The following is a 12,784-nucleotide window of genomic DNA, read 5'->3' on the forward strand; positions in this document are numbered from 1 at the left end:
CGAGCTAGCAACAGCGCTCCGTAAAGCGCTGTTGCTAGCAGTTATTTCTTCTGTAAATCAATTTGATACACTTCAAAACCAATCTCGTCCGTCCCCATTGCTTTCATTGGGTATTGTGCTTTTTGCTGAATAAATTCAGCGGCTTTGGCACTTGGCGAGGTTTCAAAGCGGATATCCAGCGGATGCTGACTATCAAGAGTCGCCAGACGCCAGTTGTTATCTGCTTGCGGGGTCACTTGCCCCTGTTTTTTGGTTTCCGCACTGATATAAGCGGACAGAACCGCGCGGTTTTCATCCGGTGAGGCGAACGCAATATGGCTATCACCGGTACCGGCAAACTTACCGCTATAGGCGCGATAATTGTTGGTCGCAATCAGGAAAGTCGCTTTGGGATCAATGGGTTTGCCGTTGAAAGTCAGATTTTTGATGCGCTCGGCTTTGTCATTAATCAGCGCACACTCGCCGTCATAGCGGGCAGGTTGGCTGACATCAATTTCATAGTTAACTCCGTCGATAACATCGAAATTATAAGTGCGGAAACCGTCCCAATTAATCAGCGATTGCGGCTTGCTGCTGTTGACATCAATTTGATTAAATTGCGCGGCAGAGCACTCCAGCCACTGCTTGACGTCCGCGCCACTGGCTTTGACCACCACTAAGGTGTTCGGGTAAAGGTACAAATCGGCGGCATTGCGGAAAGTCAGTTCGCCTTTTTCCACTTCGACAAAACTGGCTGGGTCATTCTTACGGCCACCGGCTTTAAAGGGGGCGGCGGCAGAAAGCACCGGTAAATCAGCTAAATCAGGATCGCCCTGAATAAAGTGTTCGGTATAGGCGCGTTGGGCATTATTGACAATTTGTACGGTCGGATCGTCTTGGATCAGTGACAAATAGCTGTACATATTATCCGAGGCTGTGCCAATCGGCTGGCTGACAAAATCGCGGGTACCTTGGTGATCGGCAGCTAACACCTTGACCAGGTTTGTATTTTCGGCGGCTAACGATTTTTGTGTGGCTTTATCAAAGATAGGGCGAGCTTCGGCTTTGGCTTGCGTCACTTGCCATTGGCCTTGGTCATTATTCAACACAAAATCAACCACGCCGAGATGGTCACCCCACTGACCGGGCATCACTGCCGGAATACCGTTGAGTGTCCCTTGCGCGATATCCGCCCCTTTGATAGCGGCAAAATCTTTGCTTGGGAAGACAGCATGGGCATGACCAAACATAATGGCATCAATTCCCGGCACCTGGCTGAGGTAATAAACCGAGTTTTCCGCCATGGTTTTATAGGGATCACTGGAGAGGCCGGAGTGGGGGATGGCGACCACTAAATCGGCACCTTGCTGGCGCATTTCCGGCACCCACTTTTTGGCGGTTTCGGTGATGTCATCGACGGTGACTTTGCCGGTGAGATTGGCTTTATCCCATATCATCACTTGCGGGGGCACGAAGCCAATATAGCCGATACGCAGATTATGGCTTTTCCCGTCGCGATCTTTGACCGGGGTGTCGACAATTAAATAGGGCTGAAACAGCGGTTTACCGGTTTTGACATCAATGACGTTGGCATTCACATAGGGGAATTTGGCCCCCGCCAGTGATTTTTTCAGGTAATCCAGACCATAATTAAATTCATGGTTGCCGATGTTACCCACGGTATAGTCCAGTGTATTCATCGCCTTATAAACAGGGTGAATCTCACCGGCCTTTAGCCCTTTGGCGGCCATATAATCGCCCAGAGGGCTGCCCTGAATGAGATCGCCATTATCCACCAGCACACTGTTAGTGGCTTGTTGGCGAGCGGCTTCAATAAGGCTCGCGGTGCGAACCAGACCAAATTTCTCGGTAGGTTTATCTTTGTAGTAATCAAAATCCATCATATTGCTGTGCAGGTCGGTGGTTTCCAGTACTCGCAAATCAACAGTAGCGGCTTGCGCGGTTGAGGTTGCGACAGCAATCAGGCTGGCAAGGAGGGATAACGTCAGTGGACGTTTAAACATGGCTTTCTCCATTGTGTCTTTTCCATTAACAAAACAATTCGACCTGTATCGCAAAAGAATATGTAAATTTAATAGGTCGTCATAGCAAAGTGTGAAGTTTGGCAGAAAATGGTTTCGGATAACGCCGAGATGCTCACAGTTGCAGCAGGTTAATTCCCCTGATTTCATTGGGCCTTATCCTGCAAAGGTGGCTATTTGGCTGGAAAATTATTAGTCTGCCAAAGGGGGACTCGGCTTTGTCATGATTAATTTTTATTTTAGTTTTACGTTCTAAAATGAATATAGAGTGAGACCTTACAGGAACCCTTATTGATTTAAGCATCACTATCAATATTCGACATGACTCATAATACCAAGGGGTGGATGATGTTAGAGCAAATTTGCCAACTGGCCCGCGAGGCAGGCGTGGCGATTATGGCGGTCTATCAGGGCGAGAAGCCCCTGGATGTGGCCCACAAAAAGGATGATTCTCCCGTCACGGCGGCGGATCTAGCGGCTCACCAGATTATCAAAGCCGGGTTAGCGGCATTGACCCCCGATATCCCGCTGTTATCGGAAGAAGATCCCCCGACTTGGGCGGTGCGGCAGCACTGGCAGCGCTATTGGCTAGTTGACCCACTGGATGGTACCAAGGAATTCCTAAACCGTAATGGCGAGTTTACCGTCAATATCGCCTTGATTGACCAAGGGGTGCCGGTGCTGGGAGTGGTCTACGCCCCGGTGACCGAGGTGATGTACAGCGCGGAAAACGGTCAGGCGTGGAAAGAAGAGTGTGGTCGGCGCATGCAGATTGAGGTGCGCGACGCCGTCCCGCCGCTGGTGGTGGTCAGCCGCTCCCACAGTGATGCCGAACTGGAAGATTATTTGGCACAATTGGGCGAGCATCAGACGGTATCTGTCGGCTCATCACTCAAGTTTTGTTTGGTAGCCGAAGGAAAAGCACAGTTATACCCGCGCTTTGGGCCGACCAATGTGTGGGATACCGCCGCCGGACATGCTGTTGCTATGGCTGCTGGGGCGCAGGTTCACGATTGGCAGGGTAAACCACTGTCTTATACCCCCCGTGAATCTTTCCTGAACCCCGGCTTTCGGGTGTCTATATTCTAATACTATTGCTTCACTAGCTGGTGCAGTTGGTCGATGACCTGCTGCACTTCGGTGGGGGTCAGCGCGCCGTCTTTGAAAAATTTAACATTTCCTTGCTGATCCAGTACCACAATAGCCGAGCCTCCCTGCGCTAAACCCCAAGCCTTTTTGACACTCCCGTTGCTGTCGACCACAAACTGTGACCAGGGGAATTCCCGCTTATTGGTTTCGATGCTATTACGCACAAACACCGCGGTACCGAAGATAGCGTCATCGGTATTGACGATTGTCGTCGTTTGGTAATGTTCGTGTGGCAGATTAGCGTGCTTGATAGCTTCCACTAACGGCGCATTCAGTTCTTTTGCTGATGTGCGGCCTGCAATATGCTGGACAACTCGCACTTTTCCGGGCAATTGCGCGCTATTCCAGTTTTTGTAGCTAAACTGATCAGTAGCCTTATCGTAATTTAATTCGCCTTTATCGCTGACACCCACCGGCGGAACCCGCTGGCCAACTTGGATGGTGAGCGCGCTAGCCATAAAGGGGGTTAACAGCAGCGACAGTATAAGCAGGCTATTTTTTATCATGGGATGTCCTTTGGGATCTTATGGCTATTATGAATCATGTCGGTGCTTATTCCTGTAAACAGGCAAGCTACCCAATAATAGGTGCAGATCAGAGGTCTGTCCTGTTTGTCTAAAATAATTATTTCTGACAGTAACTAGATGGTTATTCTGTTACAAACTCTCACTTTCTCTCAATAACACTGTAATATTGTGTAAGTCCAGCATCAATGACTGGTTTTGCGGGAACTTAACACGATACTCTAGGTCTATTACTCTGCAATTATCTTACGCTACCTGCTCACTTGGTCGCTAAGGCGCCAAAGGGTGCGTATCAGTGCTATGGGAGGAAAGTAAAACAATGAGGATCTTCCAACGTTACAATCCGGCAAAAATCGCGATGTATGTCAAAACACTGTTTCGTGGCCGGTTGTATATCAAGGATATGGGGGCTTTTGAGTTTGATAAGGGCAAAATTTTAATCCCGAAAGTTAGGGATAAACGCCATTTTGAGGTGATGTCGGAAGTTAACCGGCAAGTGATGCGCCTACAAACAGATACCCTTCTTTCTTGAAGTCACAGCGTTGTTAGCGGCACTCACTCACCCGAATCACTTACTTGGGTAAGCTCATCGGGGTTTATTCGCTTGCTGCCTAGCTGTAACTCCAATAACTTTGGGTATGACATCAGTCCGTACAGAATTAATTGCGGCCCCTAATTAGGGGCCGCTAATGTTTTCAGGAATCACGATTTTGGTTAGCTGGCCGGCTATGCATCGCTGCTTTCATGCGGCGCTTTTGGCAATATGGGGGTCGGCTGGTCACTGAATCTGGTCACTAATAACTGGTCGATTTTGTAGCTATCAATGTCCACCACTTCAAACTTGTAACCGGCATACTTGACGAAATCGGTGCGCTTGGGAATTTTGCGCAGCATATACATCATAAAGCCGCCGATGGTTTCATAATTGCCGGATTGCGGGAATTCATCAATATGCAGAACGCGCATGACATCTTCAATTGGGGTGCCGCCCTCAATCAGCCACGAGTTTTCATCACGGGCCACAATCTGTTCTTCTTGCCCTTGGCCGACTAAATCGCCCATCAGCGTGGTCATCACGTCATTCAGAGTAATTATCCCTACGACCAAAGCATATTCGTTGAGAATAACTGCGAAGTCTTCACCCGCCGTTTTAAAGCTTTCCAGGGCTTCAGAGAGTGTCAGTGTGTCCGGCACAATCAACGCCGAGCGGATTTGCACCCCACTGCTGAGTACCAAGCTTTGGTTGCCCAATACCCGGTTCAGTAAGTCTTTAGAGTCAACATAACCTACCACTTGATCAATATGACCATCACAGACCAAAAATTTTGAATGCGGATGGGTCGAAATCTTTTCTTTGATGCTGTCTTCACTTTCCCGCAGATCAAAATAAATCACACTTTCGCGGGATGTCATGGAAGAGGGGACGGTGCGAGATTCCAGCTCAAAGACGTTTTCAATCAGCTCGTGCTCTTGTTTGCGTAATACCCCCGCCAATGCACCAGCCTCTACCACGGCGTAGATATCATCCGATGTGATGTCATCATTGCGAACCATTGGCAGCTTGAATAGGCGGAAGATCAAATTCGCCATCCCATTGAAGAACCAAACTAATGGGCGACAAATCATTATGCAGAAGCGCATCGGGTTGACGATACGAACGGCAACCGCTTCAGGTGAAATCATACCGATGCGCTTCGGGGTTAAATCTGCAAACAAGATAAATAAGCTGGTCACCAGCACAAATGAGCAGATAAAGCTGACTTGATCAGCCAGCTCCGGCGACATAACGCGTTCGAATATCACTTTGAAAGAAGGGGAGAATGCGGCATCACCGACAATACCGCCGAGGATAGCAACGGCATTCAGCCCAATCTGTACCACGGTGAAGAAAATCCCCGGAGTCTCTTGTAATTTAAGTACCCGTAAGGCGTTGATATCGCCTTCATCTGCCAGAAGTTTTAATTTAATTTTTCGCGATGCTGCCAGTGAAATCTCGGATAACGAGAAAAAGGCACTCACTGCGATTAAAAATAGAATCAGTAAAATACTGTTTAACATAATCTGTCCGTGTCGTACCGACGATAGCGCCGGCGCTCGTAAGGAAGGGCCATACTGTTTTATTGGGTTAATTCAATGAGTTCAATGTTGAATTCAAGATGACGGCAGAAAGCCGCTATCGGGCTGAGTAAACAGCCTGAAGTAGTATAACCCGTCTTACTTTAAGTTGCAGCGGTGTTAGCTACGTTCGTTACTCGGCCCGTCCATGGGCCTCGCCTCTGCGAGGCCGCTGCAAGCCGCGTTCAAATCGGTTCCTGCCCGATTTGTCACCCGAATCACTGACCCGTGTCAGCTCATCGGGATTTATTCACTTGCGGCCTACCTGCAACGCCAAGTCATTAGGGTTAGCAGTTGCGACGAGAGCGCCGCCAGCCTTACAAATTAGGTGGCATACAAACGCCAATGCCGCCCAGGCCGCAATATCCCTGCGGATTTTTGTATAAATACTGCTGATGGTCATCTTCAGCATAGTAAAACGGCAGGGCGGCAGTGATGTCACTGGTAATCATCCGGCGGTCACCGGCTTTTTCCATGGCTTGCTGGAACAGTGCTTTGCTCTCTTGCGCTTGCACTTCCTGCTCGGGTGTCAGCACGTAAATGGCTGAACGATATTGAGTTCCGACATCTCCCCCCTGGCGCATTCCTTGAGCGGGATCGTGATTTTCCCAGAAAATCTGTAATAGTTGCTTATAGCTAATCACGGCGGGGTCAAAAACAACGCGCACGACTTCGGCATGGGCGGTGTGCCCGCTGCACACTTCATGATAAGTTGGGTTTGGGGTATATCCACCACTGTAGCCCGCAGCGGTACTATAAACGCCCGGTTGCTGCCAAAATAGGCGCTCGACACCCCAGAAACAGCCCATGGCGAAGATAGCAACTTCACTATTTTCAGGTACATGCGTCATGGAGTGCCCATTAACCACATGGAGAGTTGCCACTGGCATTGGTGTCAGTCGCCCCGGTAAAGCATTCGCCACATCAATGACGGTAGTTTTATCAAAATTTTGCACCACAATAGGCTCCAATGTTTACAGTTAGTCCAAAGTTTACAGTAAATAACTAACAAGATGTTTACAGTGAATGGTTATAGACAGTTGTATCTGATTGCGAGTTTGCACACAATAAGACCCATTCCACGTTAATGTAGCGGCTTAAGGTGGAGTTTTAGGGGAAACAGGCTTTAATCGGTCTTTGTACGCGGGATAATATACTCGTCATACTTCAAGCTGCATGTGCGTTGGCTACGTTCAATCACCCGAATCACTTACAAAACAGTAAGCTCATCGGGTTTCTCTCGTTTGCCGCCTTCCTGCAACTCGAATTATTTAGAGTATAGTGCGTTTGATGCCACTTTTTTACATGCCCGTAAGATCGTTTTTTATAGGAAAGTACAATTCACTAGGAGTGCGCGTGCCACGATACCCTATTCTATGTTTTTTGTGTGTATTGCTCGCCACACCCATCGCCTATGCGGCCAATGTTCGGTTGCAGGTAGAGGGCCTTAGCGGGGATTTAGAGAGAAACGTCAGGGCGCGTTTATCCACAATTGGCACTGATGAAATCACGGCTGATGGGCGTTTTCGCTCGCGGGTGGATGAAGCCATTCGCCAGGGGCTACGGGCTTTGGGTTATTACGACCCCACCATCACTTTTGATTTACAACAGCGCCCAGCACCCGCGCGCTCCGTTTTAGTCGTCACCGTGGTTCCCGGAGAGCCAGTCTTGATTGCTGGTGTGGATATTGTGCTGCAAGGCGGGGCGAAAACAGATCCCGACTATTTGGCACTGGTGCGCCGCGATACGCCCAAAATTGGCTCGGTTCTTAATCATGGCGCTTTTGATAATTTCAAAAGTTCATTGACCGGTCTGGCATTACGCCGGGGTTATTTCGATGCCAATATGATCAAAAGCCAGTTAGGTGTTGCCGCAGAACTGCGCCAAGCTTTCTGGGATATTGATTTCGACAGTGGCGAGCGCTATCGCTTCGGTAAAGTTATCTTCCAAGGCTCACAAATCCGCGAGGATTTTCTGCAAAATTTAGTGCCATTTCATGAGGGGCAATTGTATTCCGCAGATGATCTGGCTGAACTGAACCGCCGTCTTTCTGCGACTAACTGGTTTAACTCCGTGGTCGTCTCACCCGATTTCCGCGATGCGAAAAAAACCAGAACTTTGCCGCTCGATGCAGTCGTGACGCCACGAACAGAGAATACCGTTGAGTTGGGGGGCGGTTATGCCACTGATATCGGCCCGCGTTTGACCGCCAGTTGGCGTAAACCTTGGGTGAACTCCTACGGCCACAGCCTCACCACCAGCACCACTCTCTCGGCTCCTGAGCAGACGCTGGATTTCAGCTATCGAATCCCGCTGTTAAAAAACCCGCTTGAACAATATTACCTGTTGCAGGGCGGGTTTAGACGCACGGATCTGAATGACACCGAATCAGATACCACCACCCTTAACGTCGCCCGCTTCTGGGATTTATCCAGTGGTTGGCAGCGGGCAATCAACTTGCGCTGGAGTCTGGATCACTTTACTCAGGGCAGTGTGACGGACACCACCATGCTGCTGTATCCGGGGGTGAGCATTAACCGCACCCGCCAGCGCGGTGGAGCAATGCCGGTCTGGGGTGATAGCCAGCGCTATTCCATTGATTGGTCTGATACCACTTGGGGGTCTGATGTTGATTTCGGCATCTTCCAGGCACAAAACGTGTGGATACGCACCTTGGGTGAGAAAAACCGTTTTGTCGTGCGCGGCAATTTGGGCTGGATTGAAACCAATAACTTTGACCGCGTGCCGCCGTCATTACGCTTCTTCGCCGGTGGGGACCGCAGCATTCGCGGCTATAAATTCCGTGATGTTTCTCCGCGCGACAGTGAAGGTAAGTTAACCGGTGCCTCTAAATTAGCCACCGGCTCCCTCGAATATCAATATAACGTCACCGGCCGCTGGTGGGGGGCGGTATTCGTCGATACCGGTGAAGCGGTAAATGATATTCGCAAGAGTGATTTAAAAACCGGTGCCGGGGTCGGGGTGCGCTGGGCTTCCCCGGTTGGCCCGATTAAGCTGGATATCGCGAAACCTATTGGTGACAACGAAGCACGTGGCGTGCAATTTTATATCGGTTTGGGGCCTGAACTATGACTCAGATAAAAGAACCGACGCAGATAGAGGAACAGGTGCCGGTAGAGAAACCGATGCCAGTAAAGAGACTGAGGTGGGTAAAGAGACTCAGTATTGCGTTTCTGCTCATTATCCTGCTGTTGGTCGGAACTGTGGCGGGCTTACTCGGCACCACCAGCGGTTTGCATTTTTTGATCAACAGCGCCGCGCGTTGGGTACCTGGCTTGGATATAGCCAGTGTCAGTGGGGGCTGGCGTGACCTGACACTCAAAGGTATTCAGTACCAAATGCCGGGTGTTAGTGTCAAAGCCGGGCAGCTTCATCTGTCTTTACAGCTTTCATGCTTGAAACGCAGTGAACTGTGCGTCAATGCGCTGACCGCACAAGATGTGGATGTGGTGGTGGATACCAAAGCCATGCCGCCGGCGGCAGAAACCCCGGCCAGCACTGAGCCGATGGGCGAACTGAGTACCCCGTATCCCATAACTTTACGTTTGCTATCGCTGAATAATGTCAAAGTGACTATTGATGACACCGCGATTTCACTGGATGAATTCCGCTCGGGCGCACATTGGCAGCAACGGGCGTTAGATTTGATGCCGACTAAAATCAGTGGGTTATTGATAGCATTGCCGAAAACCGTGCCCGCTATTGTCCCTGATGCCGCTAAACCTGCAGTTGAAACCGCCATCGCCGTCAAAGAAGCGGTTGAGCAACAGGCCGCGGCTCCCGCACTACCTGAAACTCCGCTGGGCGACACCTTAAAAGAATTGTTTGCCAAGCCGTTATTGCCCGATTTGCCGGACTTCCGGCTGCCGCTGGATCTACAGATTAAAGAAATTTCAGGGCAACAGCTCCGGCTGACCGGTGATACCGATGTGCTTATCACCCATGTTTTACTGCAAGCCAGTACCCAAGAAAATCGCATCATACTGAATACGCTAGATATAAAATCGCCGCAGGGGACATTGTCCGCCCAAGGTGAGGCGACACTGGCGGATAAGTGGCCGCTGAGTATGACCATCAATAGTGGGTTGAATATTGAGCCACTGAAAGGCGAGAAAGTGAAGCTGACTGTGGGCGGCGAACTACGTGAGCAACTCAAGGTCGCGCTTAATTTGTCCGGCCCGGTCAGTGCGCAACTAGAGGCCGAAACCGCGTTGGCGCAGGCGGGTTTGCCAATGGCACTCACTCTGCAAAGCAAGCAATTGCATTGGCCACTGAGCGGCGAACCTCAGTTTCAACTCGATAATCTTAGAATGCGCTTCAATGGGGCGGCGACAGATTATGCGCTCTCCATTCGCTCGGATTTTAAAGGAACCGACTTGCCGCCCGCGATTTTCACTTTGGATGGCAAAGGGAATGTCGAGCAATTCAATCTGACACGTTTACGTCTGGCGGCACTGCAAGGTAATTCTGACCTGACCGGGGTGGTGGATTGGAGCAAAGCGATCAGTTGGAACTCGGTATTAACTTTATCGGGCATTAATACCGCCAAACAGTGGCCGGAATGGCCAGCAAAACTGGATGGCAAGATTGTGACGCGCGGCAGTCTCCACGGCGGTAGCTGGCAATTACAGGTACCGGAGCTAACACTGGACGGCAATGTAAAACAAAATCGCGTCACTGCGCGCGGTTCATTGACCGGCAATGCAGCGGGTCAGTGGCATATTCCGGGCATCAATCTGGCATTAGGGCGCAATAAGCTGGATGTCAAAGGCGACCTGAATGATAACTGGCTGCTTGATGCCAATGTCGATGCGCCACAACTGGATGGCGCGTTGCCGGGGTTGGGCGGTGTGGTCAAAGGGACGCTGAAATTGCGTGGGAACCTGAAAGCGCCGCAGTTATTGGCGGATCTCACGGCGAATCGTCTGCAATGGCAAGAATTGACCATTAACCGGGTCAAAATTGATGGCGATGTTCGCTCGACAGATCAAATTCAGGGCCAGTTGGCCATCAGAGTCGAGCAACTCAAGCAAGCTGACTTGCTGGTCAGCCTCCTGACGTTGGATGCTCGTGGCAGTGAAAAACAGCATCAGTTACGCCTCAATATGCAGGGCGAGCCGGTTTCCGGGCAGTTGGCGTTGGAGGGAAGCTTCGACCGGCAGCAAGAGCGCTGGCGTGGAACGCTGAATAACACGCGCTTTGATACACCGGTCGGTGAATGGCGCTTAAGCCGTGCTATTGCATTGGATTACCAAAACACCCTCGAGCGGGTCACCATCGGGCCACATTGTTGGCTTAACCCGAATGCCGAGCTTTGTGTGCCGCGCGCCATTGAAGCAGGCCCGAGTGGGCAGGCGGCGGTGGTACTGAATCGCTTTGATTTAGCCATGATAAAACCTTTCCTTGGCCCGGATACCACCATGAGTGGCGTGTTCAGCGGGCGGGCTGATGTGAGCTGGAAGGCCGGTGGCAGCTTGCCGGATGTGCGGGTGTCACTCAGTGGGAATGGCGTCAAAGTCCAGCAAATGGTGCAGGGCAACCCGCTGCCAATTGCTTTTGAAACCCTGAATCTGAATGGCGGTTTGGCGAATGGGCAGGTGCGGGCCGACTGGTTGATTAAACTGGTGAATAATGGTCAATTCTCCGGGCAGGTGCAGGTGGCTGACCCGGAAGGGCGGCGTAATTTATCCGGTAACATTGCTATCAGTAATTTCTCGCTAGCAATGATTAACCCGATTCTGAGTGACGGTGAAAAAGCCGCTGGGACACTAAACGCCAACCTCCGTTTGGGCGGCAATGCGAAAAGCCCGTTAGTCTTTGGCCGTCTGGCGCTGGATAACGTGGATGTCGATGGTAGCTGGATGCCATTTGATATCACTGAAGGGCGTCTGGCGATGAATTTCGACGGGATGACCTCGACACTGGAGGGGTTGATTCGCACCTCTCAGGGGCAGCTTAATCTCTCTGGCGATGCCGACTGGCGTGATATTAATGCTTGGCGGGCCAGAATTGCGGCGAAAGGCGATAAGTTGCGGGTCACTGTCCCACCGATGGTGCGGATTGATGTTTCGCCGGATATTGTTTTTGAAGCCACGCCGCAACTGTTTACTCTCAATGGCTCGGTTGATATCCCGTGGGCGCGCATTACCGTGCAAGAAGTGCCGGAAAGCGCGGTCGGCGTCTCGCCTGATGAAGTGATGCTCAATAATGATTTGAAGCCAATTTCACCGCGCTCAGCCAGTATTCCGATTAACAGTAATCTGGTGATTCGGGTGGGTAATGATGTTCGTCTGAATGCATTTGGCCTGAAAGCGCGTTTACAGGGCAATTTAAAAATGGTGCAGGATCAGCGCGGGTTAGGGCTGAATGGGCAGATTAATATCCCATCCGGCAGCTTCCGCGCTTATGGCCAAGACTTGATTGTTAACAAAGGGATATTGCTGTTCTCCGGGCCGCCGGATCAGCCGTTACTCAATATTGAGGCAATTCGTAACCCTGATGCGACCGCCAACGGCGTAACAGCGGGCGTGCGGGTGACCGGCATGGCGGATTCACCACGGCTAGAAATATTCTCAGACCCGGCGATGTCGCAGCAAGAAGCATTATCCTATCTGTTACGTGGGCAGGGCTTGGGCAATTCCGGGGCTGACAGCGGCATGATGACCTCAATGCTGGTCGGCATGGGCGTGGCGCAAAGTGGTAAACTGGTGGGTAAAATCGGCGAGGCATTTGGTGTCAGTAACCTGGCGCTGGACACTCAAGGAGTTGGCGATAGCTCACAAGTGGTGGTGAGTGGCTATGTCACCAAAGACCTACAAGTAAAATATGGTGTAGGTATATTTGATTCGCTGGCTACGTTAACATTACGTTATCGGTTGATGCCAAGGTTGTATCTGGAAGCGGTGTCTGGTATTGATCAGGCATTAGATGTGCTTTATCAGTTTGAGTTCTAAC

Annotated in this window: 8 protein-coding genes; 4 read left to right on the forward strand and 4 right to left on the reverse strand. The window is 50.7% G+C overall.

Features of this window, described 5'->3' with window-relative positions; translation table 11 throughout:
- Positions 1 to 41: 41 nt before the first annotated feature.
- A complete protein-coding gene (locus tag OP863_RS02215; RefSeq protein WP_265525840.1) occupies positions 42 to 2,015 on the reverse strand; it encodes a bifunctional 2',3'-cyclic-nucleotide 2'-phosphodiesterase/3'-nucleotidase in 1,974 nt (657 codons plus the stop codon).
- A gap of 354 nt (positions 2,016 to 2,369) precedes the next feature.
- On the opposite strand from OP863_RS02215, the gene cysQ reads away from it, so the two are divergent.
- Positions 2,370 to 3,110, forward strand: a complete 741-nt coding sequence (gene cysQ, locus OP863_RS02220; RefSeq protein ID WP_186368341.1) for a 3'(2'),5'-bisphosphate nucleotidase CysQ — start codon at positions 2,370 to 2,372, stop codon at positions 3,108 to 3,110.
- Positions 3,111 to 3,112: 2 nt separating this feature from the next.
- On the opposite strand, the gene OP863_RS02225 is transcribed toward cysQ, so the two are convergent.
- Positions 3,113 to 3,676 carry a YtfJ family protein gene (locus OP863_RS02225; protein ID WP_145588798.1) on the reverse strand — a complete coding sequence of 188 codons (564 nt, stop codon included), beginning with the start codon at positions 3,674 to 3,676 and terminating at the stop codon, positions 3,113 to 3,115.
- Between the two features lie 337 nt (positions 3,677 to 4,013).
- Here OP863_RS02225 and OP863_RS02230 point away from each other — a divergent pair, with 337 nt between their 5' ends.
- Entirely contained in the window at positions 4,014 to 4,226 is a 213-nt protein-coding gene (locus OP863_RS02230) for a DUF1107 domain-containing protein (RefSeq protein ID WP_005175427.1), read from the forward strand.
- Between the two features lie 194 nt (positions 4,227 to 4,420).
- On the opposite strand, the gene OP863_RS02235 is transcribed toward OP863_RS02230, so the two are convergent.
- Together OP863_RS02235 and msrA are read right to left on the reverse strand one after the other, a co-directional pair.
- Complete coding sequence (locus OP863_RS02235; RefSeq protein ID WP_038636876.1) at positions 4,421 to 5,752, reverse strand: hemolysin family protein; 1,332 nt, start codon at positions 5,750 to 5,752, stop codon at positions 4,421 to 4,423.
- Positions 5,753 to 6,126: 374 nt separating this feature from the next.
- On the reverse strand, positions 6,127 to 6,765 hold the full coding sequence (msrA, locus tag OP863_RS02240) for a peptide-methionine (S)-S-oxide reductase MsrA (protein ID WP_072103611.1): 639 nt from the start codon (positions 6,763 to 6,765) through the stop codon (positions 6,127 to 6,129).
- 400 nt (positions 6,766 to 7,165) lie between these two features.
- On the opposite strand from msrA, the gene tamA reads away from it, so the two are divergent.
- Both tamA and tamB read left to right on the forward strand, forming a co-directional pair.
- Complete coding sequence (gene tamA / locus OP863_RS02245) at positions 7,166 to 8,902, forward strand: autotransporter assembly complex protein TamA (RefSeq protein ID WP_145588797.1); 1,737 nt, start codon at positions 7,166 to 7,168, stop codon at positions 8,900 to 8,902.
- Positions 8,903 to 8,970: 68 nt separating this feature from the next.
- Positions 8,971 to 12,783, forward strand: a complete 3,813-nt coding sequence (tamB, locus tag OP863_RS02250) for an autotransporter assembly complex protein TamB (protein WP_265526224.1) — start codon at positions 8,971 to 8,973, stop codon at positions 12,781 to 12,783.
- Position 12,784 lies beyond the last annotated feature (1 nt).

The organism is Yersinia sp. SCPM-O-B-9106 (C-191), from assembly GCF_026183365.1.
In the GTDB taxonomy this organism is placed as follows: Bacteria; Pseudomonadota; Gammaproteobacteria; order Enterobacterales; family Enterobacteriaceae; genus Yersinia; species Yersinia rochesterensis.

What these genes read in the sequence shown, in the direction of transcription:
- OP863_RS02215 (WP_265525840.1), bottom strand. Translation starts at nt 2,015, where the DNA reads ATGGAGAAAGCCATGTTTAAACGTCCACTGACGTTATCCCTCCTTGCC.
- cysQ (WP_186368341.1), top strand. Translation starts at nt 2,370, where the DNA reads ATGTTAGAGCAAATTTGCCAACTGGCCCGCGAGGCAGGCGTGGCGATT.
- OP863_RS02225 (WP_145588798.1), bottom strand. Translation starts at nt 3,676, where the DNA reads ATGATAAAAAATAGCCTGCTTATACTGTCGCTGCTGTTAACCCCCTTT.
- OP863_RS02230 (WP_005175427.1), top strand. Translation starts at nt 4,014, where the DNA reads ATGAGGATCTTCCAACGTTACAATCCGGCAAAAATCGCGATGTATGTC.
- OP863_RS02235 (WP_038636876.1), bottom strand. Translation starts at nt 5,752, where the DNA reads ATGTTAAACAGTATTTTACTGATTCTATTTTTAATCGCAGTGAGTGCC.